The organism is Synechococcus sp. MU1643, from assembly GCF_020514095.1.
Taxonomy (GTDB): Bacteria; Cyanobacteriota; Cyanobacteriia; order PCC-6307; family Cyanobiaceae; genus Parasynechococcus.
Genome location: NZ_VTKY01000005.1, coordinates 19,612 through 42,060, shown reverse-complemented (window position 1 = coordinate 42,060; position 22,449 = coordinate 19,612). Strand labels below are relative to the sequence as shown.

At 53.2% G+C, this 22,449-nt stretch carries 30 protein-coding genes and 1 tRNA gene; 9 read left to right on the top strand and 22 right to left on the bottom strand.

What is annotated here, in order from left to right; translation table 11 throughout:
• Nucleotides 1-176: 176 nt before the first annotated feature.
• From FZX09_RS08725 to FZX09_RS08715, 3 genes are all read left to right on the top strand, one after another.
• A complete protein-coding gene (locus tag FZX09_RS08725; protein WP_226402049.1) occupies nt 177-497 on the top strand; it encodes a hypothetical protein in 321 nt (106 codons plus the stop codon).
• Between the two features lie 2 nt (nt 498-499).
• The gene (locus tag FZX09_RS08720; RefSeq protein WP_226402047.1) at nt 500-781 is read left to right on the top strand and encodes a Nif11-like leader peptide family natural product precursor; all 282 of its coding nucleotides are present in this window, start codon (nt 500-502) and stop codon (nt 779-781) included.
• Between the two features lie 61 nt (nt 782-842).
• Complete coding sequence (locus FZX09_RS08715; protein ID WP_226402045.1) at nt 843-1,076, top strand: Nif11-like leader peptide family natural product precursor; 234 nt, start codon at nt 843-845, stop codon at nt 1,074-1,076.
• Between the two features lie 8 nt (nt 1,077-1,084).
• On the opposite strand, the gene FZX09_RS08710 is transcribed toward FZX09_RS08715, so the two are convergent.
• The 11 genes from FZX09_RS08710 to FZX09_RS08660 form a co-directional block, all read right to left on the bottom strand.
• Nucleotides 1,085-1,390, bottom strand: coding sequence for a CpeR family transcriptional regulator (locus tag FZX09_RS08710; protein ID WP_226402043.1), 306 nt, complete (start codon nt 1,388-1,390; stop codon nt 1,085-1,087).
• Nucleotide 1,391: 1 nt separating this feature from the next.
• Nucleotides 1,392-2,006 carry a chromophore lyase CpcT/CpeT gene (locus FZX09_RS08705; protein WP_226402041.1) on the bottom strand — a complete coding sequence of 205 codons (615 nt, stop codon included), beginning with the start codon at nt 2,004-2,006 and terminating at the stop codon, nt 1,392-1,394.
• Nucleotides 2,007-2,015: 9 nt separating this feature from the next.
• Nucleotides 2,016-2,558, bottom strand: a complete 543-nt coding sequence (locus tag FZX09_RS08700; RefSeq protein WP_226402207.1) for a phycobiliprotein lyase — start codon at nt 2,556-2,558, stop codon at nt 2,016-2,018.
• Between the two features lie 283 nt (nt 2,559-2,841).
• Nucleotides 2,842-3,585 (bottom strand): phycobilisome rod-core linker polypeptide, encoded by a 744-nt coding sequence (locus FZX09_RS08695; RefSeq protein ID WP_226402039.1) that lies wholly within the window; start codon nt 3,583-3,585, stop codon nt 2,842-2,844.
• Between the two features lie 76 nt (nt 3,586-3,661).
• Nucleotides 3,662-5,308, bottom strand: coding sequence for a phycobilisome rod-core linker polypeptide (locus tag FZX09_RS08690; RefSeq protein WP_226402037.1), 1,647 nt, complete (start codon nt 5,306-5,308; stop codon nt 3,662-3,664).
• 54 nt (nt 5,309-5,362) lie between these two features.
• Entirely contained in the window at nt 5,363-6,247 is an 885-nt protein-coding gene (locus tag FZX09_RS08685; RefSeq protein WP_115080295.1) for a phycobilisome linker polypeptide, read from the bottom strand.
• A 172-nt stretch (nt 6,248-6,419) separates the two neighbouring features.
• Complete coding sequence (locus FZX09_RS08680; protein WP_226402035.1) at nt 6,420-7,139, bottom strand: pentapeptide repeat-containing protein; 720 nt, start codon at nt 7,137-7,139, stop codon at nt 6,420-6,422.
• Nucleotide 7,140: 1 nt separating this feature from the next.
• Nucleotides 7,141-7,899 (bottom strand): phycobilisome rod-core linker polypeptide, encoded by a 759-nt coding sequence (locus tag FZX09_RS08675; protein ID WP_226402033.1) that lies wholly within the window; start codon nt 7,897-7,899, stop codon nt 7,141-7,143.
• A gap of 71 nt (nt 7,900-7,970) precedes the next feature.
• The gene (locus FZX09_RS08670) at nt 7,971-8,609 is read right to left on the bottom strand and encodes a phycobilisome polypeptide (protein ID WP_226402031.1); all 639 of its coding nucleotides are present in this window, start codon (nt 8,607-8,609) and stop codon (nt 7,971-7,973) included.
• Nucleotides 8,543-8,968: a hypothetical protein gene (locus tag FZX09_RS08665; RefSeq protein ID WP_226402029.1), complete on the bottom strand. Its 426-nt coding sequence runs from the start codon at nt 8,966-8,968 to the stop codon at nt 8,543-8,545. Before FZX09_RS08665 ends, FZX09_RS08670 begins: the two co-directional genes overlap by 67 nt.
• 110 nt (nt 8,969-9,078) lie before the next feature.
• Entirely contained in the window at nt 9,079-9,735 is a 657-nt protein-coding gene (locus FZX09_RS08660) for a TVP38/TMEM64 family protein (RefSeq protein ID WP_226402028.1), read from the bottom strand.
• A 64-nt stretch (nt 9,736-9,799) separates the two neighbouring features.
• Between FZX09_RS08660 and FZX09_RS08655 the strand changes: the two genes are divergently transcribed.
• Nucleotides 9,800-10,282 (top strand): hypothetical protein, encoded by a 483-nt coding sequence (locus FZX09_RS08655; RefSeq protein WP_226402027.1) that lies wholly within the window; start codon nt 9,800-9,802, stop codon nt 10,280-10,282.
• On the opposite strand, the gene FZX09_RS08650 is transcribed toward FZX09_RS08655, so the two are convergent.
• Nucleotides 10,283-10,522 (bottom strand): hypothetical protein, encoded by a 240-nt coding sequence (locus FZX09_RS08650; RefSeq protein WP_226402205.1) that lies wholly within the window; start codon nt 10,520-10,522, stop codon nt 10,283-10,285.
• 214 nt (nt 10,523-10,736) lie between these two features.
• Between FZX09_RS08650 and FZX09_RS08645 the strand changes: the two genes are divergently transcribed.
• Nucleotides 10,737-12,164, top strand: coding sequence for a hypothetical protein (locus FZX09_RS08645; protein ID WP_226402026.1), 1,428 nt, complete (start codon nt 10,737-10,739; stop codon nt 12,162-12,164).
• A 759-nt stretch (nt 12,165-12,923) separates the two neighbouring features.
• Here the strand turns inward: FZX09_RS08645 and FZX09_RS08640 are convergent.
• The 4 genes from FZX09_RS08640 to FZX09_RS08625 all read right to left on the bottom strand — a co-directional run bounded on the left by FZX09_RS08640 (nt 12,924) and on the right by FZX09_RS08625 (nt 14,342).
• Nucleotides 12,924-13,178 carry a hypothetical protein gene (locus FZX09_RS08640; RefSeq protein WP_226402025.1) on the bottom strand — a complete coding sequence of 85 codons (255 nt, stop codon included), beginning with the start codon at nt 13,176-13,178 and terminating at the stop codon, nt 12,924-12,926.
• A 322-nt stretch (nt 13,179-13,500) separates the two neighbouring features.
• Nucleotides 13,501-13,932: a hypothetical protein gene (locus FZX09_RS08635; RefSeq protein WP_226402024.1), complete on the bottom strand. Its 432-nt coding sequence runs from the start codon at nt 13,930-13,932 to the stop codon at nt 13,501-13,503.
• 58 nt (nt 13,933-13,990) lie between these two features.
• A complete protein-coding gene (locus FZX09_RS08630) occupies nt 13,991-14,170 on the bottom strand; it encodes a hypothetical protein (RefSeq protein ID WP_226402023.1) in 180 nt (59 codons plus the stop codon).
• 4 nt (nt 14,171-14,174) lie between these two features.
• Nucleotides 14,175-14,342 carry a hypothetical protein gene (locus tag FZX09_RS08625; protein ID WP_226402022.1) on the bottom strand — a complete coding sequence of 56 codons (168 nt, stop codon included), beginning with the start codon at nt 14,340-14,342 and terminating at the stop codon, nt 14,175-14,177.
• Between the two features lie 641 nt (nt 14,343-14,983).
• Here FZX09_RS08625 and FZX09_RS08620 point away from each other — a divergent pair.
• Complete coding sequence (locus FZX09_RS08620; RefSeq protein WP_226402021.1) at nt 14,984-15,163, top strand: hypothetical protein; 180 nt, start codon at nt 14,984-14,986, stop codon at nt 15,161-15,163.
• A gap of 213 nt (nt 15,164-15,376) precedes the next feature.
• On the opposite strand, the gene FZX09_RS08615 is transcribed toward FZX09_RS08620, so the two are convergent.
• Together FZX09_RS08615 and FZX09_RS08610 are read right to left on the bottom strand one after the other, a co-directional pair.
• A complete protein-coding gene (locus FZX09_RS08615) occupies nt 15,377-15,691 on the bottom strand; it encodes a lysozyme inhibitor LprI family protein (protein WP_226402020.1) in 315 nt (104 codons plus the stop codon).
• Nucleotides 15,691-16,266 (bottom strand): recombinase family protein, encoded by a 576-nt coding sequence (locus FZX09_RS08610; RefSeq protein WP_226402019.1) that lies wholly within the window; start codon nt 16,264-16,266, stop codon nt 15,691-15,693. The genes FZX09_RS08615 and FZX09_RS08610 overlap by 1 nt, the downstream gene beginning before the upstream one ends.
• 161 nt (nt 16,267-16,427) lie before the next feature.
• Between FZX09_RS08610 and FZX09_RS08605 the strand changes: the two genes are divergently transcribed.
• Entirely contained in the window at nt 16,428-17,405 is a 978-nt protein-coding gene (locus tag FZX09_RS08605) for a DUF4236 domain-containing protein (protein ID WP_226402017.1), read from the top strand.
• A 114-nt stretch (nt 17,406-17,519) separates the two neighbouring features.
• Here FZX09_RS08605 and FZX09_RS08600 read toward each other — a convergent pair whose 3' ends face one another.
• Nucleotides 17,520-18,356 (bottom strand): ion transporter, encoded by an 837-nt coding sequence (locus FZX09_RS08600; protein ID WP_370624223.1) that lies wholly within the window; start codon nt 18,354-18,356, stop codon nt 17,520-17,522.
• Nucleotides 18,357-18,611: 255 nt separating this feature from the next.
• Here FZX09_RS08600 and FZX09_RS08590 point away from each other — a divergent pair, with 255 nt between their 5' ends.
• Together FZX09_RS08590 and FZX09_RS08585 are read left to right on the top strand one after the other, a co-directional pair.
• Entirely contained in the window at nt 18,612-18,917 is a 306-nt protein-coding gene (locus FZX09_RS08590) for a DUF1651 domain-containing protein (protein WP_370624222.1), read from the top strand.
• 1,386 nt (nt 18,918-20,303) lie between these two features.
• A complete protein-coding gene (locus FZX09_RS08585; RefSeq protein ID WP_226402013.1) occupies nt 20,304-20,549 on the top strand; it encodes a hypothetical protein in 246 nt (81 codons plus the stop codon).
• A gap of 689 nt (nt 20,550-21,238) precedes the next feature.
• On the opposite strand, the gene FZX09_RS08580 is transcribed toward FZX09_RS08585, so the two are convergent.
• The 3 genes from FZX09_RS08580 to FZX09_RS08570 all read right to left on the bottom strand — a co-directional run bounded on the left by FZX09_RS08580 (nt 21,239) and on the right by FZX09_RS08570 (nt 22,310).
• Nucleotides 21,239-21,311, bottom strand: a tRNA-Phe gene (locus tag FZX09_RS08580).
• A 30-nt stretch (nt 21,312-21,341) separates the two neighbouring features.
• On the bottom strand, nt 21,342-21,980 hold the full coding sequence (locus tag FZX09_RS08575; protein WP_226402012.1) for a ComF family protein: 639 nt from the start codon (nt 21,978-21,980) through the stop codon (nt 21,342-21,344).
• 54 nt (nt 21,981-22,034) lie between these two features.
• On the bottom strand, nt 22,035-22,310 hold the full coding sequence (locus FZX09_RS08570; RefSeq protein WP_226402011.1) for a DUF2470 domain-containing protein: 276 nt from the start codon (nt 22,308-22,310) through the stop codon (nt 22,035-22,037).
• Nucleotides 22,311-22,449: the final 139 nt, after the last annotated feature.

Sequence of the window (22,449 nt, the reverse complement as noted above, 5' to 3'; positions counted from 1 at the left end):
ACCTGATTCTGTTGAATCTGCAGTGACGTTGAAATTCCTTTATCTCTTTGACCATAGCATCAACGTCTTAATATCAGTGATGATTTATGACTAGTTGATTGTCTTCTTTAATTTGCCTGCCCTTTTATGAATACGTTCTCATCCTCTGTTATCGTAAGTAGAGGGAATTTTGTATCATGCCAGTCTCTCCCGAGCTCGAACAGGCTCTTCCTAGATTTGTTGAAGCTGTCCAGAAGTCAGCAGATGTCCAAGATCAATTGAACCTTGTTGTTGATTTGGACCAATTAAAATTAATTGTCAATCGCGTTGAGCCTTTATTGACTGGATCGGCACTGATTCCTTATGAGCAGGCGACGAGCCCCCCCAAAATTACTATTGATTCAGGTACTTTAGAAAAAAATATTCCATGGCGGTTATTACGGTGTCCTGGTGGGCCTTTGGTGCTGCAGATGATTTGTGCGAAGGTAAATTTTGCACTTTGGATTGAAAGCTGCTGACGATGTCTGTTTCTGTCATTGATGATTTTGTGCAGACGGTTATCTATGACCATTCTGTCGCAACTGGATTGAAGTCTTGCAAGACAGATCAAGATATCGTCGATTTTGCGGCTTCTTGTGATTATGTTTTTTCAATCACAGCTTGGCTTCTGTATGTTGAATCAGATTCAGCTGGTTTATCTGAATCTGAAGCCTTGGCGATCCAAGCCATCGCAAACGATCACTGGTCATGGGCATTTCGTAAAATCGCCCCATGGAGAGCCATGTTGATGGATGGTGCCTAGTTTTACGGTCTGCTGATGGAAGTTTCGTTTAGAATTATTCTTGTGATTTTGATGGCCTTTAATGACCGGTTCCGCTCTTAGTGCAAATCAAGACCAAGTCCTAGAGGCTTTTATTGCTTTAGTTCGTCAAAATCCAGATCTAAAAGCTCAAATTAAGGCTGCCCTTAATCAAGATCAAGTCATTGAGATCGCTGCTGCCAATGGTTTTGATATTGATTCCTCTGCTATTTTGAGAAAATGGAGTAAACATACTGATTTTAGTCAAGACACCTGGATGGGCTGGTTTGAAGAATAAATTTCTATTCAAGAATTGATTTCTGAGTATCTTGTCGTTTTACTGCCTTTTTTCGCCCAATAAGTGACAAGATCTTCTCCTCCTGGCCTGGGCACGCTTGCTGTTGCTTGCAGTATTTTGAATGATCGTCTTGGTCCCATCGGCCAATTTCCAATTGCTTTGACTGTTCTAATTCTTCCCCCAATTGCTTGCATAGAGGCTTCAAACTTATCAAGTTGAGTTTGATCAACTGTTTCGAAGATAAAGTCTGTGCCAACGCATATTAGATGCTGTGAGCGTATCCAGGATTTCATTTGTTTTTTAATATCTTCCATTTCAGGCTTTCGAATCTAGCCACTCATCATTAATTTCTTTGGAGAAGCTCTTGATCCTCTTGAATTTTAGGAGACCGTGTTCTGAGCCCCAAATCTGTTCGTCTGTTTTGGGGTCATACCCACGATCCCGACTAATCCAATTGTCTTGATCCACTTCGACTTCACTGACAAGATATGTGATCTTCCCATCTCTTGGAACCAAACATTTTTTCCCTGGTTCAACTTTGCCAATGTACTTTCCTTCTCCTTGGCTTTGAAAGTGCATCGCACATCCACACCGTTCTTTTAGGCTTGCAGTATCGATTGCATTCATGATTTCTGGATCCCGACCAGCTCCCGCTAATCTTCTTGGGTTTGTGAAGCCATAGTTCTCTACTATAAATGTATCTCTATTTGCTGTTACCCGATGAATTCCCTGTCGATAGGGATCCCATGGGGCATAGTCATAGCACTGCTCAGAATAAAATCCAGGCCCTTTGAAAATATGCCAAGGCAATGGTCGAAAGAAGATATTGATGCGTGCAAAATCCTTGGGATTTTCTTGCGACTGTTCGATGTTGTCGTACACGCCCGCGAGAGTTTTGGCGAACTCGGCAAAGGCTGAATTCTTGCTCATCTTTTTGATCTATGCATTAATGCGCCGGACTTCTGAGGCAAATGAAGTTTGAAGTATGCCTGATCCTGCTGATGTTCTCAAGACTGATGACCTGCAGCGGACGTTTTCCGACACAAACCAAATTCTTTCTTCCGCAATTGATTGCTCATACTCTGTCGTGAGGGTAAATGTACCATCGTCTAGAAAACTATATTCAGAGATTGCGGACTCAGATTCTGCATAGCCAACACTTCTTATTAATGTTCCCGAAGATTTATCTTTGGCGAGTGGAACAATAATGCAAGATCCTGATGATACTTCTGAAGGGTCGTCGGGTTCCCAGTCACTTTCAGCGCACCATTTCATTTTGAAGGGTGACGAAATTGAGCATTTATCTTGTTCCTTCGCTAAAGACGACTCAAGCAGTTGTTTGACTCCTGGATCCTCTTTGCTGAGTTCTTCAATGACAACTTCGCTAAGAACTTCTTCAAACTGCTGGAAGGCTAGAGAATGCCCCGATCTCATTGAGCGCCATTTGCCTAAACTTTGAGCAACAAATTGCTCAATCGTCATGCGAACTTGTGCTGTTTCCTGCGTTGAGCTCATCCAGTGAAGGACGGTTGATGTGCATCATGTTAACCATCGAGTCGACCATCATGGACATTGCCATGGGTGTTGACGCAACTGACTGGAGGAATGTGGTGTTGCTGTTTGGGTGCTCGCTGGAGGGTGGGCGCAGGATAGGCATGTTTAGAGAGTTTGTTTGACGTACCTTTGGTGACCTAATGGCCACCATGACTGGGATTTCGATTATCTACCCATCATCACTGATGAGCCATCGATAATTTCGGAATGATCAAAAGGAGTTAGCCTTCGCAATAGAAAGGATCTGACCTCCCTGCGCAAGAATTGATTTGATCGTGGCTGACATGGATGTTTGGGTCACCACCGATTTCTGCACAGCGCGGCGATTGGCGCCTACTTGGCGGCGGGATGTCCAGTTGATGGCCAAGGAGCTTGCATTACCAACACCTCTAAGATCTTGTGCCTTTGGTGAACTGTTAGTACACAGACTATTCAAGAGTTTGGAATCTGTTTCTGCGTTGTCGTATCCGGCATAACCGGAATTCAAAGCTTTTGCCCGTGTGAAGAAGAGCGGGCTTCCTCCAACTACGGTCTGAGTGGAACGATTGTATGGCACTTGGTCGATGCCAAAAGCAGATAGGTATTCATCGCTGTAGGTGTAACTCGCCATTTCTGTTTCATACCCTTCTTCCTGCAAAAGCCGAACGTGGCTCATCAATTCAGCTTGGTCACGGGGAGGACGGCCTAAAAGATGTTTGAAGTTCAGCTCAACAAACCGGTAGGGGCTATTGCTTTCTAGAAAAAGCTTTTTATAGGTTTCCGATTGTGCGAGAGCCGTTACCAGTCCTTGAACTGTCAAATCCCCATTGATGAACAACGCCTCAATGGAGGGGTTCACGTCGAGTTCCATCAAGTGTCGATTTCCAAAAACCTGGCGGTAGGCTTGGCGAATCACATCTGCCGCATGTGCTGTGTCGACATTGGCAGCTGAGGAAAGAGTTGTTGGCTCAGTCATGGGGATCTGATTAAAAGGTGATGTGAGAGAGCTGTTTCTTTATGAAGCAGCTCTCAGTTGCAGCAATGGAATGCTTTTACATCACCTCAGTGATGGAAACGATCTTGCCTCCGCGTGCATGGATGTACTTCATTTGGCTGCTCATGTCCTTTCCGGACACGACGTAGCTGTTACCAGCTGTCCGTTGACGTGAACGAGCTGCCTGAGAAGCAACAACAATGCGGAAACGCTTCTTGGTCGGATCGGGTGCGCCTGATTGGGTGCCGGTGCGGTTTGCCCGGCTGGTGGTTTTGCTCCAGCCGCTGGGAGCCAGGCCTGTGGCCACCGAACTCACCAAAGCGGAGCTGCCGAGGACCGTATCGCTCGCCGCAAAACCTTCGGCCAGGCTCAGTTGACGGTTGAAGTCAACCTGAGAACGGCCGCTTTCGGTGAGGATTCGTGCGTATGGAACTGTGTCTTCACCAAAGGTGTTCTGGTATTCGGCGCTATCGACGTAGCTGGAGATTTCAGCCTCGTAGCCACCTTCGGCGAGGATCTTGGTGTGCTCGCTGATTTCGGCTTGGGACTGTGGAGCTCTTCCCAGGAAATGTTTAAAGTTCAGCTCGATGAATCGATAGGGCGCACTCGTTTCGAAGAAGCGGCGCTTGTATTCGGCTGACAGGCCAACGGCACGAACGAATTCACGTGTGCTCAGGTAGCCGTCGATGAATTTGCTCTCCGCGGAACCCACCCGTTCGAACTCCATCAGATGGGGGTTGCCCATCACTTGCTTGTAAGTGGAACGAATGAGTGCTGCGAGTTGATCGGGGCCATCACCAGGACAACGTTGGTAGGTCTCTTGCTCCCGCTGGCCAAGACCGAAGGTGACATACACATCCCCACGCATGGGTCCAGAGTCTTTGCCTGAAGTGATTCCAGGTGTCTTGGAGCTGAATTGCGTGGAGGTGTAACTTCCAGACGATGGACGCAAGCCAACCGGCTGACTTGGCAGGCTGATCCGGGGAGCCACGCCATTGGCAAGGCTGCGCGTTAGCGCCGGACCTGCACCGCGGGCACTATCACTGCCAGCAAAACTTTTTTGAAGTGCGGCCAGCATCGGGAAGGCAGCTGTCGATAGGTCAGCGGGTGAAGACCATGAACGGGCATAGGGCACCACGTCGCTTCCGAAGACCTCGAGGTACTCCGCAGAGTCGACAATGCTGTCGACAAGGCCGTCGTGACCGTGTTCTGCCTGCAGGGCGATTTTCGCTGAGATCTCGGCCTGTGTTTCAGGTGCTCGGCCCAATAGGTGCTTGAACGTCAGCTCGACACCCCGCTGTGGGGCAACGCTTCTGAAGAAACGGTCTTTGTAGAAGCTGGACTTGGCCAGACCACGAACGAATTCGCGCACGGTCAAACGACCGTCCCGAAGCTGAGCTTCCAATTCCGAGCAACGCTCGAAATCCATCACATGGGCGTTGCCAAAAACCTGTCGATATGAAGCACTGATCACCGTTTCCAGTGACGCCACATCTTCTGGGCTGTAGCACTCGCTTGTGACGCGATGGGGGCAGTCAGCGTGACTCCGGGGACCAACCCCAATCGCCATCTGATCACACGATTGCTTCAGGAACTCACCAATGGTGAGGGCAGCGGTTTGGTCTACTCCCTTGCGCTGGAAGCGAACGGGATCATTCCACTTGTTTGTTGCGCCGAAACCAAGGGAAGATTGCGTGCTGGCCATTGTTGTGGTGAGGGGAGAGGTGGTCGTGAGCGTCGAGAGGAATTCGGATGTGGCTTAAGTCACCGGCGTAATGCTGGCGATTTTGCCGCCTTCGTTATGGATGCGTTTGAACTGCTCTGAGAGCTTGTCGAACGGCACGTAGAAGATGCGATTGCTTCGGGTGTAGCGGGAAATCCGCCTCACATTGTTGGCTTTGTAAGCCGTGACTTCGACCCGATACGTGATGCCTTGATCGCCTGCACCAACCCCAAGACGTGTGGGTGCATCCTGAAGGTTGGTTGAGGGACGGAAACTCCAGCCAGCGGTCTCTTTGGAGGATGGGGGAACCACTGCGATGGCTCGGTTCAGATATGCCGAACCACCCAGCTTGCTCCTATTGCCTGCCAGATCACCCTTGAGGCTGCTGCTGCTGTTGCCTCGCAGCAACTGGAAGCTCCAGGTGAATTCCTGCAAGGTGGCACAGCTTTCGGTCTTCCAGCCCCGCTGATAGGGGACCGTCCATTCGCCGAAGGTGTTTTGGTATTCCGCGCTGTTCAGGAAGCTGTCGATATCAGCCTCATAACCTTGGCTATCTAGGCGATCGGCGTGCTCACGCATTTCCGCGTAGTCAGCAGGTGCGCGACCGAGAAGATGGCGGAAGGCCAGCTCGATGTAGCGGTATCGCGCGCAATTATCAAAGAAGCGGCTGCGGTACAGGTCGCTTTTGGCAATGCGACCCACAAGTTCACGGACGCTGATTTCACCGAGCTTGAACTGCGACTCTTCGACGATCTGCCGCTCGCTGTCCATCACATAAGCGTTACCAAGCACTTGCTTGTAAACGGCTCGGATGATCTGTTCTTTCCTGGCGTCCTCATCGCCTGGGATCAGCTCGAGAGGGGCTTCACTCTCTTCAGAGAAGCGTTCGACCCCTAGAAGCGAGGCTGGACCGAAAGGCATGAATTCACACGCAGTGGTTCGACTAATAGTCCTTCAGAAGCTCACGCCCGAAGAGCATTCTTTATAAACCTCAATCAATTGTGTCCGACTGTTGCGTCACGGACTGATTCCTCTGCCGTGACGGGGATCTCGGCGGGTTCTGTAGGAAAAGTTTGGATGCAAATGGCTCGCTTTAGGCGCCCTGCCCTTGCCCCTTGATCAGGGACTCAAGGCTCGCCCTTGTCGTGGAGCGTGTCATCGGATTCCAGCAGTCGAGTTCTTGGACGGATCGACTGAGAAGAGCACCAATTTGATCCTCCAGCCCGGTGCAGAGCGAAAAGTCCGCCCCGCGAATCGAAGTCACGGTTTCCAGAGCTGCCCCCTCAAGGTTGGCGCCGCGAAGATCGGCCATGTCCATCTCGCAGGTTCCGAATCGGGTCCCCCGGCACATGGCTCCGCGAAACGTGGCTGATCGCAGGTCTGCGCCTGCTAAGGAAACGCCATCGAGCAAAGCTCCACTCAGGTCTGAGCCACTCAGATAGGCGCCCATCAACATGCTCCCCCTGAGGTCCATCCCGCGCAGATCTGTGCTGTTGAGAAAAGCCCCATTCAGCTTCGCCCCGGGGCCGACGGCACCGCTTGTGTTCAGCGCGAAGCCCTCAGGCACCAGGGTGGTCTGGTCGTAACGGGCCAGGCGTAGATCAGCGCCTTCGAGTTGGCACTGGCTGAGGTTTGTGCCGCGCAGATCACAGCGACAAAGCTTGGCGTTTCTTAGGTCGAGTTCTCCCAAGTCCTGACCGCTCCAGTCAGCCCCTCGAGCATCGACTGGATTTGTGGCTGAGCTTGTTGCTCCGCACGTTTCGGGTGCTGTCCACTCACGCAGATTTAGAGCCCCAGATTTGGGCATCGACATCTCAGTTGCGCAGCATCGCGACAACGATGGTAAGGAGCACCCGCACGATTTCGAATCCACCGATGGCAAAAAGGCCGAGCCAGAGCTTGAGAGCCAAAGCAGGGGGTTCCTCGTTGACCCAAGTGGCAGCAACCTCCAGTCGCTCTAACTGCGCACCTTGATGGATAGGCGCCCGATCTTGAAGGGCGTCGCGCCAGTCGGTTCCGTAGCGCGGGAATTGTTGGTAGATCGGGATTTCCCCAAGGGGCCGCCCGGGCAGAACGCGTGAACGTTGCTGAGGGACCAGGTCGTACCCGAAGCAGTTCATGTATTCAGGGCTGTCGAGCAGGGCGTCGACGAAGGCGGTAAAGCCCTTCTCTCCGATCACGATCGACCAGGCCCGGCGTTCGGCGTCGCCATGGGTCGGGCGCCCAAGCACGCGTCCCACCACCTGATCCACCATCCGGTAATTCGAGTTGCACTGGTAGTAGCCCTGCTGGAAGCGTTCCGACAGCAGCAGACCTCGGATGAAATCCCGAACCGTGATGTTGCCGCTCCGGAGCTGTGATTCCAGGAACGGTTCGCGATCACTGCGCATCGCATGGAAGAAAACTTGGCGATAGGCCTGTTCAATCAAGCTGTCCATCTCTGTTCTGGCGCTGTCATCGCCCGCTGCAGAGGAGGCATACGTTTGGGGCTTGATGGTGCTGTTGTCGCCGGCCAGGTTGCTAACGCGACCGTTTTGGGTGTTGAGCGGGTACCCAAGAAGCGGGATGGCCATGGGGTGCTCCGTGAGTAGAAATACTTGGGCGTAATCCTCTCTTGATCAAAAAATTTTGGTGGTGGCGCTTATCAGCTCTTAACTGCAGATTTGTTGAGCTCGGCGTGTAGGTGCTGGAAGCAGTCGCGGATCAACTGACGGTCGTTCGATCGCGAGACCCCTTCTAGGGCCTTCTCTTTGAGCTGACCGAGGGCGATGTTCATCCCCTCGATGGGAACGTTCATTCGTCTGTACAGCTCCCTAAGGGCGGCCATGCCGCTCGGGTTTGTAAAGCAGCTCTGGTCGCAGGCCACCGCGTAGCTGATTACGCGTAGAAAATTCCAGCAGTCGCGCCAGCAGGCATCTGCTCTGTCCTGCGGGTAGAGAGCCCCGCCCGGTTGCACCAGATGCGGCTGGGTTTCAAGCAGATGTCCCCGTGCTTGGTTTACCAGTTGATCCGACCGATGGATCAGGCTGCCGGGGAGCGAGTCATCCATGCCGGAGAGCTGGCAGATCGTGGCCAGCTCATCGGTCGTGAGCTGGCGTTGGGCTTGATCCGCACGCTCAAGAATGTTGCGCGTCGCCTGCGGCAAATCTTGGTTGATGCTCAGCCCTTGAACCTGTGCGGTCTGCACCAGGGTCTTGAAGTCGATGTTCTGGAAGTTCAAGGGTTGACGCTGGCCACCGGTGTGGCGATCAGCCAGCCGTGGCGTTCCAGGTAGAAGGCCCACACCAGGTCGTCCCCCAACCCAGGGCAACGGGTGATGGCTGCTTCCGTGAGATCTGTTGGTACCCCCAACTGCGACAAAAGCCAGCCGACGGCGTCTGGGCTTGAGGCTGTCGCTGTACGGATGGCAGATCCCACCACCCAGGTCAGGCGGGTGTCCTTGAGATCCCCATTGCTTTCTTCGCAAGCCAGTAGAAGGTTGTCCGCCGTGGTGTGTTGGTCCAATGTTTCCTGCCAGAGCGCGATGTTTTCATCACGGAGGTTGATCCGAAAACAGCCCTCTCCCACCGGTAGATCCAGCTCACCGCTGCTGCCGGCCTGGTTCTGCAGGACAGCAATTCTCGGATCTGCCAGTGCGCTCATCAAGAAACGCCGATCAACTCGAATGTAACCAGTGTCCAGGAATTTCCTCGACCCCGACAGCGGTTCGTGGGAATCGACATGGATCGGATGTCATCCTCCGAAGGACCCTGTCAGGAGTGGTTGTCGGAGGACACTTCTGAGGATTTTTTTTTCAGCAGACCTGTGATGGTGGCAAGAGCAAACATGGCAAGCAGTGCCAATCCCAGGGTGAGGCTGGCGCCTTGAGCGGCACCTGCGCCGACAGCCACGAGGATCGAATCGCTGATCAGCACGCTGATCAGCAGGGCTGGAGCAAAAAGACGCCAGTGGGTGCGGCTGATCCCGATGGCATAGCTGAGAAAATCAAACAGTCCGGTCATCAGCAGGCCGGTCATCAAAAAGAAGTTGCCTTCCAGCTGGTTTTTGCTGAAGCCATCGATGCGTTTCATTGCGCTGGCCCCCACCAGACGGCTCACCGGTCCGCGTCCCCAGCGGCGGGCGATGAAGAAGGCCGCACTGCAGAACACCAGGTCCGACAGAATGATTGTGAGATAGCCCGCCTTGAAGCCCAGCAGCGAGCCGGCCAGCAGGGAATACACCGAACTCGGCAGCGCCGGCAGGATGATGCTGCCCCCTCGCAGCAGGAACAGGCCGAGTGGGGCCCAGATGCCCATGTCGTTCACGGCGCTTTGCAGCGGAGCAATGCCGTATCTCTGCAAATAAACGACGGCAACAATGAAGACGGCGACCCAGGCGCTGACCTTCAGCCCTGTCTTCAGCCTGGACATCTCTTCAATCGCTCAAAGCCCTGGGGAATGTAGGCCAGTCGTGGCTTTTCCCAGGGCCGTGGACATGAAGCTCAGCATCGATACCATCAGCGAAATTTCTCAACACGAGGCCAGCCCGGTGACCATCACCTCCCCGCGCACCGCGTTCGAGCAACAGCTGTGCACCCACCTGCTCAGCCTCAGTGAAGTGGTGGAAACCCTGGCGGATCGTTTGATGGAACTAGAAACGCGGTTGGCCGACATTGAGGGCCAGCAGCTGGTGGAAGCGGAGATCGCGGCGGTCAGTGATGACGCCGGTGAACTGCTCCTGGCCAGCGAAGAGAAGGTGCGGATGCTTCGGGACCGTCTGACCCCAGGCGAGGTCGTAGCGCTCCATGCTGATTCCCATGCCGAGGGGGATTCAGCAGCGGACGATCAGGAGTTCTCAGAAACCCCTGAGATGGAGATGGACGACGACCGAGTCGAGGACGAGACCTTCACTGACGAGGCCCTCAGCGATGACACGGAATATGTGGATGATCCTCAGATCGATCTGCTCTCCGCCTGATCAAGCCAGCTCCAGCAGTCGAATCCGGAAGGCCGCCACCTGGCGTGCCATGTCGGGGGAACTGATCAGAAAGGGGTGATCGGCCATCGCCTCGAGCACTGCTTCGAGATGCTCTTCCTGGCTGAGCTCAGGGTTGTTGCTGCCCCTTAGGCGCTTCCAGGTGCGGTCGAACACCATGGCAAAACTGTCGGCGTTGTCGAAAACACGATCGGTGCCTGCATCTGGAGAGATGAATGACACGGCAGTTTTGGCATCGATGTGATGCCAGGACCCAGATTTGAACTGGGGGCGTTGCGACAATTTGCCCCTTCAAGCGCTCAATCTGTATAGCGACGATACAAAAATGCCCTATTTGGACAGTTTTGCGGGCCGCTCCCATACCGCTCCCATACCATCGGGATGATTTGCGGTAGGTCCGAACCACTCCTGGAAGGTGTTTCGGTAGGGGAACTCTATGGGACGGTCGCTGCCACAGGGATGGATAGACGGCACCCTTCACACCCTCAACGTGGTGCGCGACTTGGGGGGCAAAGGGAACATCCCCCACACCTCTCTATCGGTCGTCCGTCAGAACCCCAGCGCGAACAGCAGAAAGACCAAGAACCTCCAGTGGCGCTTCCTGCCGGAGAAAGCAGATGACCCTCGTCCGTTTGCTGGCAAAACCAATCGGGGGCGGGGAAAGCGCATCTATATAGAAGGGACTTGCGGGACCACCGACCCCTGGGAAGCAGCAAAGGTCGCGGTTGCTGCCTCTCAAAAGAAGTGGCAGGACCTCCTCTCACAGTCCCAAGTGCGGGAAGTGGAGAAGCAACACGCTCTTTCGGTCTATTGGGAGCGTTGGTATGCCAAGGCGGAACTGGAACTACGGAACAACCGAAGTCGTTGGTTGAGCGACAAGCGGAATCTTTGGAACGGGACCACAGGCATCGGCGTTCAACCCTGGGCGACTGTCAAAAGCATTCAGGCGATCACGAGCAACGACTTTTTGGAGTTCTTCCGTCTCATCAGGGAGAACTGTGAAGCGAAGGGCAATTCAGGAGAAGAGACCAGAAGGCAATACAAGACCCTTATCCGCAACCTGTTCAAAGAGGCGAAGGCAGATTTCCCCGCTCTGTCCTGCCCTGAGTTTCCGGCGATAAAAAAGAGCGTGCGTCAGAAGAGGCACTTCACCCATCAGGAGTGGGAGCAATTGGTTCGCATTGCCTCCGAACTATCTGGTGGTTCTGCTCGCCAGTCCCTGACGGCGGAGGAATACCGGGAACTGCCTTGGACCCCGACGAACCGTCAGAACTCACGCAACTGGGTTGATTTGTATGACGCGCTCCACATGGAGTGGTTCTATTACCTCCGAAGTGAGGATGCTCCTCGGTTGAGAAGTGAATGGTTTAGCGAGCAACTGACCGATGCGGGAGAACCACAAGTCATCTGTTTCCTTGAGAAAACGAAGGGCGACAGGGATAAGCACGACACCTATGCCTACCGACCAGATGCGTTGGAGAACGTCCGCCGCATTCTCAAGAGGAAACCACAGGGGTGGTTGAACTTTCCCCACATCAAGAGAACGGAAGGCAGCGAAAACGAGAGCAACGTTGGAGAGACAATCAACTTCCTTCTCAAGAAGGCGTGTGAGAAGGCAGGAATCTCGACCAAAGGGATCGATTGGACCACCTGTCGCCATACCGCGTTCCGCTTGACCTTGGAGGACTACCCAGAACTCTGGACCACGCAATACATCCGGGATTTTGCGGACAACGGTCATACTTCGCCAAAGATGCTGGAGGAGCGTTATTTGCGCTTTATCCAGCGTGAGAAGACAGCAGCAAAGGCGCGGGCAGCAATCACTCCAGGGAAGTGGTCACTAATAAGCAGAGCGAAGAATTAAGTGCAATTAATTTTATTAAACTCTGACGTCAATAAAAACTTGACTAGATGTTAATTAAACTGTAAAATTGCCTTTGTGGAGGTTGATAAAGAATTTCTATGTTCTTTCATTCTTTGTATCTCAATTGTTACGCAAGACGTCAGTCAAGCTCCTAAAATGCATAACTAAGTTTATGACCTTTGATCGCAAGGGTGTGTCTAATTAGGTTCTAAAAAGATGAAAAACAACAGAATCAGATCCCGAAGGGATCAATCCATAAAGTGGATCGCATTTAATCGTTCCAAAAAATATAGGTGTCTTCTTCGCTTAAGGCCGCAAGAGGACGAGAAAGCAAGACCACCACTAGGAAGTACCAATAAATCAACCGCCAACTAAACCCCTTACAACCCCCAGTCAAACATGCTAAGGAAAGCAAATACTCAAAGATTTAGCATGACCTTAACTAAGAGAGAGGCACCAATCTTGGTCCCCATTGAGCGCAAACTTTGTTCTGAACTGGGACTTGATCGCTCTGAGCTCCATAAGACGGCAATTAAAGAGTTCTGGAATCGCCGTCCGCAATCCATCTTGTCGTTGATTTGAGGCAGATATGTCCACAAAAGTATTAATAGATAGCGTTCATTAAACGATGCTGAAGGAACTCTCCAAGAAATTTCGGATAACCCAGCACGACTTGGTGGAGGAATGCATTCGCGTTAATTATAATATCGTCTTTAAAAATAAGAGGTGAGAGGTTTTGTTTTGCTGAAACTATTGAATTTAAGAGACCTGAAGGAGTTGGATTAGATCCGGTAATTCGTCGATCTGAGCAGGTTGTTTGTCTCTGTCATCAACAAAGGTCACTTCATATCCCTCGTAGTTCTTCATTAAATCCAGTTCGACGATGTCTCCGTTCAGGAACATCCGCACGTTGATCCCCCAGTCAGCGCACTGAACTAGGAGTGACTCAACCTTGTCCTCCTTCAAGTCGGTTAGGAGAGAGCGGATGGTTTCTTCGGTTTGTGCTGTGTCCATTGGTCCCTCGGGTGTCAGGGAATATCAGCGGAGTCTGAATCCTGCGGCAGGGGACTCGAGTTCAGAGTCGTTCCGTCTGACCCTTTTGACTCCTGTTCTGCTCTGGTCAATCTCTCCACCAGGTTCAGGGTGTCGTGAGGGGACAAATCACCGTCATCGCCCCACTTGAGACTGGAAAGGTCAGGCGGGCACATGAGGGATAAGGCAATATCTGGGCAACCTACGGACGTTGAGATCCCAGTTGTGCCAATGCTCCCCGAAGATTCATGGAAGAAATGCTGAATTGAGTGCTCCTGCGATACCGAATTGATTGGGAGTGGTTTCAACTACGCACGATCCGACCACCGAGGCATTGTGCAGAGATGGTCCAGAACCCCGCCGCTGCTCTAAGGAGTTCTCGGTTGGCAGCGAACTCCTCTGTTCGCCAAAAAAAGAGCGCATTATCCAACCCAACAAAAATCACTCGATTGACGTCCTGAGGTTTGGGGACTCGCTTGTGCGGGTTCCATACGAGGTCGTTCTCAAACAGCAGAGCAGTTCCTGAATTAGCGGCGTCCTGGGTGAAGAAGGACCAAGTGGTTTGGCGGTATTGCTTGGGTTTGCTGGACAAAAAGATTCCAAGTCGTTTGTCGTCCTGGATTAGCACTCCTCGGAGTGCTGTGGGCGTTCGCTCTTCCAGGCGAATGGAGATGGTGGGGACCTCTTCACTGGTTACTTCGCAGACCAAGGGAAGTGGGACTGCGCTTGCAGGCATTGCTGACAGCAGCAGAAGGACTAATGCCCTCATGAGTCCCTCCTCAATGACGGCATTCTCATGGATTCACCTCAGTTAGGACTTCTCCGTCTTCGCTCAGCACTCGGGTTTTCCTTCCGATCATCTTGGCGATCCTCTTTGCTTCTTCAGAGGCGACCTCCAAAGACGTTGCTGTCGTGTGGAAGTGCCATTCCAAAAAGGGGTTCAGTTCTTCCACTCGGAACTGATCTCCTGCCATCCCCTCAGTCGCCTACCAAGACTTCGTTGATTCGATCTTCGAGCGTTTTCTCCTCCAAGGCGGGGGCAAGCGCGTCTCCTGTTGCTCTGAGTAGATCAGCAGTGATCTGTCTTGCCTCTGGGTTGGCGTAGATGAAGACGCCAATGGCAATACCCAGCAGAACTCTCAGCACGGCACCTTCACCTGTTGCTAAATGATCCGACGAACCATCGATGTTGTCATCCCCATCGCCGATGCGATTTTTCCGTATCCACCTCCTCTCTTGCGTATCTCCATAACTGCTACTTCCCTTTCCGGTGGTGCCTTTTTAATGACCGCCTTCCAGTGATCGAGATGTAATTACATCAAACTCTTGAAGTAGAGCGTACGCATCTTCGAACCGCTCAGCATCTCTGAGTTCTTGGACCTTGTGATTCCACCAGATTCCAGTGTCGATAATTGCTTGGAGTTGTTCAGGCGAGGGGTTGAACCCTGATCCTCCAGACATAAACGCCTTTCTGATTTCACGGGAGAGTATCTGCTGAGAACAGGAACGCAAGTAAATCAGGATAAAGGGAGTTTTACCTATGGATCTGATCCTTGAGATAGATATGATAATTCCTTTGTACTTAATCGTTAGATCCTTTTGAACTGCACAGGAAGTGCTTGGCAAAAGTGATATTCCGATCCACTTTCTGAAAAATATCCGCTCAGAAATTTTGACTGCAGGAGATTGTGTGTGCCGAGTTGAACCAAAATCTGTAAAGTTGTTTGTGCTTTTAGTGCTCCTTCCCCCACTCCCCTCAAGCATGTGAAGCAACTTCCCTTCCAGGCATGACCCTTTATTGCTACATGCTTTTGGAAGGTCAGAAGGTCTCTTTGGGAGTCCATCCTGATGCTGTTCTTACTCAGGACTACTCCCTTCCGGGTGGCACAGCAGTCCATGTGATTGTTGGGGAGGAGGAGCAGGACAAGTTGTTTGCTCTACAAGGAATCCTTGATGAGGAAGAGTGATTGCTCCACCGAAGGACTAACGGCAAACAGGATTCCGACTAATGATCTTGGTGTGAGGGTTCCTAGCTATCGCTGCTCTTTCAGCGTCTTGCCTATTGCTGGCGATGATCTCCTCCTTCCAGGTCTTGCCGCCTGAATAGAGAGTGATTTCCCATTTCCAGGTGCATGACATTGCTGGTCCTCCGATTAGTAGAAGTGCAAGGAGCACTGCTTTCATCCGCCAAGACCCTTGAGTTCTTCCAATAGAACTCGGTTCAGGCGGTCATCGCATCCGACAACCATCTGGGGATAGATCGTCCCTTGTCGGTATGGGGCATAGGCAGCGGCACAGACCTCCTGTGTTGCTGCTTTCCACTTCTCCAAGGTCGCTTGGGGTAGTTGATCCTTCAGTGCTTGGTTCGACCGTTCCCAACTCTGTAAGGCACAGAACCTCATTTCGTAGGTCGTCAGACCAGGGCACTGGATCTCTCGTTCCTCTGCCTTCGCAGGCATGAGAGGCAGAAGCAGCAACAGGAGAAGTGTCCTCATCACGCCACCTCCTGCTGCTGAAGGATCCGACGAACCATCGAGGCAGTCATCCCCATTGCCGAAGCGATGGTTCCGTATCCATCGCCCCGCTGCCGCATCTCCATCACTGCTGCCGCCTGTTGTGGCGTGTAGTTCCTCTTCCTGCCGAACTTCACTCCTCTGTTCTTGGCGACCTCTCTGCCTTCAGCAGTGCGCTTCTTGATGCCCTTCAGTTCCATCTCGGCGGCGTAACCCATCACGCCCACCACCAACTTGACTAACTCCTCAGGCATGGAGGCGGTGTCCAGGCGTCCGTCCAAGGTCTTGATCGCAATTCCCCGTTCGATCAGACCATTGACCTGAACAAGCATTTCGACCATTGAGCGCCCAAGACGATCCAGTTCGTGGATCACAAGGGTGTCGCCATCACGGAGACCATCCAGGCACTTGCTCAGTTCAGGTCGATCTCCATAAGCGGAGGTCCCAGTGATCTGGTCCCCGTAAATCCGATCGCACCCTGCTTCCTTCAGCGACTTCTGCTGCCGTTCGCTGTCCTGCTCGGTGGTGCTGGTCCTCCAGTAACCCCAGATCGCCATAAGAGACCTGCCGAAACTCTTCTGAAATCATAGCACAATCCGACAGTGTGTTTCGACAGGATAAGAACGCAGTTGTGATCATTTTTTTGACCTGTCGGAACTTGTTAGTTTCGACATCCCTGAAATGACGCCACACTTGATCAAGGTTGAACCTCTGATCAATGGCGTTGGCGTTCCGTAAGCGCATCAAGGTCATTCCTGGCGTCTACATCAATCTCAGTAAGAGCGGGATCAGCGCCAATACAGGCGTCAGGGGTGCTTCCCTGACATTCAGGTCAGATGGCATTTATCGGAATCTTGGTCTGCCTGGAACAGGTGTCTACAGCAGGCAAAAGGTTGGTGACTATGGCGGTAGTGCGCGAGATAAGGGCACGGATCAAGAGTTCGCTCCTGATGAAGCATTTGAGGTTGCGGCACCTGATTACTCCTTCATCAGCGCCGACCCTCTGGAGGTCACCAGCGAAGGACTTCAAGGACTCCAGCAGGCAGTCATCGATGCCAATCGCCAAAAGCAAGAACTGATTAGAGATGCTGAGTCCATCAAGGGGTCTCTGTCTCTCCTGCGTCTTGGGGAGGTCCTGTCCAAGGTCTGCCTGATCTACTTCTTTGTGCCCTCCCTCAAAAGGAGCATCCAGGCAGGAATCAGGGGGCGACAGGATGCTTTGAAAGAGTTGACTGAATCCATTGCGGCATCTGCTGTTTCGCTCGCGGTGGAGATGGACGCTGATTGCAGTTCTGCCTATCAAAAGGTTCAAGGCGCCTTCGATGTACTCACCCGTTGCGCCTGCATCTGGGATGTCACCTCAGGCAGTGATGTCGATCGAGTGCAATCTCGCTCCGCCGCCTCGATGAGCGTCGAGCGGTCGATCGCAAAGTGCCTGCGTCAGGACCTTCCAGCTATCACTTCCCCTGAAACTCCCCTGGGCTTCATCAATCGGAACGGAGCAGACATATATGTGTATCCGGGATTCTTCGTGATGTTTGAATCTCCATCCCGGATGGGCATTCTCGATATTTCAGAACTGGAAGTCGATTACGAGGTAACCAGATTTATCGAGACGGACACAACGCCTCCTGATAGCAAGCGAGTTGGAGAGGTCTGGGAGAAATCGAATAAGGACGGAAGTAGAGATAAGTGATTTGCAGAAAATCGACAGTTCCCTGTGATGGAATATGGCGAGATCACCTTCAAATCAGCGTCGGGAATCTACGAAAAATATATGTTCAGCAATGCCAAGGTATCGAAGGTTTTTTTAACGCTTTGCAGGCGCTTCAAGATCTTCTCTAGAGTTCTCCGATCCAAGGGACTCAGTGAAACCTGCCGAGATAATACCGATTGGGATTGCGATAACTGCGATCCCGCATATGGCAGTCAATGCTGCCACAAGTTTCCCCAGTGCTGTTATGGGATAAGTGTCGCCATATCCAACTGTTGTCACCGTAACAACAGACCACCAAAGGCATCTGGGTATTGAACCGAACTGCTCCTTCTGGACTCCTCCTTCAACCAAGAACATCAATATGCTGCTGATAGTGATGACAACTCCCGAGTAAATAGCGGAAATCTGAAGCGCTTCTTTCTTGGCGGTGATTGCTTTATTGAAATACCTGATGCTGTGACGAAAGCGCTTTGAGCGACCGACTCTTCCTATTCGTGCCAACCGAATAATCCTAAGCAAATAGAGTTCCGGAGTAATAAAACCAAGGATGGTTGGAGCGATTGCTATTAGATCCAGGATTGCCAGAGGCGTAATGGCGTAGTCCCAGGCACCTCGAATGCCTCTTCTTGCTCCGTCCCTAAGTGGAGCAACCCAGAGTCGCAAGATGTATTCGATCAGGAAGACGATTGCGACCGCAATATCAAGTTTTACGAGTAAATCTCCCAGTGATGATCTGACAACAGGTTCTGTCGCGATGACCGCCAAACCGATTGACAAGGCGATCAGCAGACCTATCGCCTTGACGGCGTTCGTCGCCCTCCCTTGCTCGCCCTCAGAGTTCAGCGAGTGGAAGAGTGTTTCTCGGAAAGTTCGCACGACGACTGGACTTTGCCCGCACTCATCTTGTTCGTGCTCATCGTTCAGCGCCACCCGCGGCACTTTCTTCCGTTTTCGCCCTTGACCAATCCCTGCGAACCAGGAGTAGAACGTATGAACTACTCGCAAGGAGGGTTCGATGTCGGAAGAGGAATGGGACTTTGTGGATGGTCTGAAGCAGACCAGGTCCTCATGTGTCTGCATGACGTGCCAGCACTTCTCCTATGTCTGTGACCAGCACTGCCACACGTTGCTGACCTGTGGTCTTCAGCGTCGTCAGGTTCCCCATGGCGAGCACCTGACGAAGAGGTGCCGCAACTGGATGGTCCGCAGGGAGACGGAAATGGGTTGGTGCCCGGAGGTGGCGTGATGCAAGAGGGATGGTTGATCGATGCCAATGACCATTGGGTCTGGCGGTTTCACCGGGACAACTCCGCCTGGGTAAAAGATCCGAAGGTCTTTATCGATCGAGGGCGTCAGATGCCCGTAGGTCCGCCGCTGCTCAAGGAGCGTCGATATCTGAGGAAAGACGCCGCAGAGCAGTTGTGGAGGTCTCTTCAGACGCAGGGGTGGAAGAAGACGAGACCGCTTTGGGGCGCAACTGCCGAACCCTGATCAGGTCTTTCTGCGGATGGCGTGCCTTCCCTGAATCCCTAAAAAGAGAACACGACACCTACGGAATCGCACTTCATTAGGACGGGGTTAGGTGCCAAGGGGCGGGTAACTCCCGCCCTTCTTCATGGGTAGGCATCTTTAGAGGCAGGGTTGGAAACCTCTGAAGACGCCTGACTGGGGCATTTCTGCTGAAGAACCTTGAAGCAGCGTCTGACGAGTTGCTTTCTCTGGAATTAGACAGTTGGAAGATCGTCACCCTCTTTGAATGCCTTCTAGGTGCGTCAACTGCAAGAACTTCCAGGGAGAACCTGGTTTCAATGGGATTTGTCGTGTGTGGCAGCACATAGTTCCTGCCTGGCGCTCTCATTTCTTCAGATGCGAGCACTGGACGCCTCAGCGGTTCGGTAACCCGTAAGCACAAATGCTTATTAGGTGGCGTTAGAACTGTCGTATCGCATGAGAGCGAGGAATCCAGGAGGTCAAACACTCCTGGGTCTTTTCTTGGAAAACGCTCACGGCACCCACGGCAGTCCCTCCTCATCGGTGATGGTGGTCATCGCTGGGCGTCGTCCCGCCCAGCGGCACTTTCAGTTTCCGAAGGAGCGATAGGGATACCGCTCCTTTTTTTGTGCCTTTGGGATACAAACGGGTGAGCAGTTCCGCTCATGCCCTGGTGCTCTGAGGCGCCTTAGAACGGGAATGAGGTCAGAGACCGATAGGAACTACACAACCAGGTCTCAAGGATCTTCAGGGGGGGCGCAACGCCCCCCTTCTCAATGGGCGCTTCTACGGATGGCGGCAAAGGCTTGGATAGCGAGTATTAGGTCAACCCTCCGTAAGAGGGTGCAATGCGTCGAACACAGGCAGAGGGTGGGACCTCTGCTTTTTCTTGGGTTGTTGACCCCAGTATTCGTTTGGTCGTAATGGCGACGACCAGTAGGTGAACCCTGAGTGATCCTTCAGTTGCTTCTTCGATGAAGGGGCAATGCGTCGAACTGGGAGGGGGTGGGACCCCTCTTTTTTTTGCCGTTTCGTAAAGAGTGCTCTCGCCTTTGCCTTTGGAGCGGTGATGCTGTCTACAGACCTACTCCCTTGGTTCGACGCATTACCTCCCTTCGTTGGCGGCATTCCCTGCCGCCTTTTTTATTGCCTGTGGGCAACCGAACACGGAACGGTCGCCACTACCTGTTTTGACGGTTCTCCTACTCCACACGGGAGAACGCCAGGAGGAAGGTGATGGGGCGTCAGAACGAGAGGACGGGACCCCTGGGGTGTGGGCACTCCAGGGGTTTTTATTGAGGACCCCAGTAGGGCGGTTATCCCATCAGCAATGTGTCTTCAAGGCACATTCAGAGTCCATAGCGTTTTCCAAGTCATTTCTTATCCATGACAGAAGAGAACGCCAGCAAGGAAAACTCCAGCAAGTGCGGCGGCAAGAACAAAGCGATGCTCGCCTATGGAGTCATCCAAATCTCCGCCACCGTCGTTTCCGCCATCTCCTTGGCAGCAATCGCGCTTGGTCTCTGCGCTTTGAAGCAGGAGAGCAAAGCATTTAACGGTTGCGTTCAAGAGGTCATCGCTGAGGGCAAGACCAACGCTGCAGCAGTTCGCTTCTGCAACGGCGGAAACTAAGCAGTAGTTCCGCTCATGCCCTGGTGCTCTGAAGCGCCTTAGAACGGGAATGAGGTCAGAGACCGCTGAAGCAGTAACCAGGTCTCAATGACCTTTAGGGGGGTGCCGCTTGCCCCCCTTCTCAATGGGCGCTTCTACGGATGGCGGCGCGTCTGTTGCGTCGCGAATATCTGTTCATCCCTCGTAAGGGGGGGATGGATGCGTCATGAGGGGAGCGGGTGGGACCGCTCCTTTTTTTTGGCAGTTCGTAAACGGCACCCACCACACCACTGACTGCCTGAAGAGGATGGTGCCGCTGGTAACCCCAGTGCTTTCGACGCGTTCGTCCCCTTGTTTCTGGCGGCACTCCCTGCCGCCTTTTTTATTGCCTGCGGGCATCCGAACCTGATCGGCACGCACTACCAAAAGTGTCGGATCCCCTACTCCTCGCAGGAGCACGCCTGGAGGAAGGTGAATGGGTCGAGTAATCGAGGGGACTGACCCCTGAGGGTGGGAATACCTCAGGAGTCTTTTTTTCTCGTGGGTAGGGGGAATCTGGGGACCTTTCCCCGACTGAGCGAAAGGGCGTGCTCCCCTACTGCTCCCCTACCGTTTTGACAAAATTCAATTAGGTGCTTGAAGCGCTAAAAAGGCACGTAATAACACCAGATATGGTGCTTTCACGTGCCTTTTTAGGCGTTTTCGAGAAATGCCAGGACCCAGATTTGAACTGGGGACACGGCGATTTTCAGTCGCCTGCTCTACCAACTGAGCTATCCCGGCGCGCCGCCGAAGCGACACTTGAATCTTAAATCACCGCCTGCGCTCTTTTGCGGGGGTTCGTCCCAGGCAGATCAATCCAGCCACGTGGTGGCCAGCATTTTCAAGGGCCTCATGGCCAGCTAAAGCGGTGGATCCGGTTGTGAGGATGTCGTCCCCGAGCCAGACCGAGCCGAGTGTTCCTTGTGTGTCCAAGGGGATGGCCTGGAACGCCCCGATCAGGTTGGTCTGGCGTTGGGTTTTGTTCAGATGGTGTTGGCTTAGCCCTGCATGGGTGCGGTGCAGCAGGGCTGCCGTCGGTCGGCCCAAGCCCATGGCGATCTGCTGTGGCAGGGGGTTGGATCGTTGCTTTTTCCAGCTTGGAATCGGTACCAGCACTGCTGTTGCGGGCAGTGGCCAACGGTCCGATAGCAGCTGAACCAAGGCCGCAAGCGCTTTCCCTTGGCGCGGCTGACGCACCTGGAGCAGCAGTTGACGCAGAGTGCCTGCGTAAGGCCCGAGGGCGCACCAAGGCAATGGCAGCTTGAGCCCTTTCAGAGGGAGAGCCAGTGCGTTGAGGCACTTGCTGCAGGTAGCCGTCGGCCGCAGTGGGCTGTCCCAGGGGCCATCACAGATCGGGCAGCGGGGCTCGATCAGCAGTGTTTGGGCAAAGGCCAGGAGCGCGCGATGCACAGCAGATCGATCGTTGCGACGAGGGTTCCACTGCTGGGCCGAATCGGTCCGAGATCAGGCGCCTTCTTTGGGCATCGCCCGCAGCATCGCCACCAAGGTGCGGTGGGCGTCTTCGCTGTCGGTGAGGGTGTGATCGAAGGCGATGCTGACGCTCGCGCCATCCACCTCCAGTTCCATGGTTTCCGCTTTCACAGACACCATGCGAGCTACAGCGGGTTTGCTGACGCCGCCGTAGTGCTTGGCGTAGGCAAGCACCGCCTCGGCATGGTCGTCGTTCATGTGTTTGCAGATCCGTGTGCTGACGGCATCAGTGAGGGGGTCTGCAGGCATCGGGATCAAACGGGTGAATGCAATCTTTGCAGTGATCGGCTCAAGCGAAGCGTTCGATCAACAAAAGGCCGAGGCGGATGCCACTGAAGCCCACATACCCGGCCAGCACGACGAAGAGGCCGATGGCCAGAACATCGCG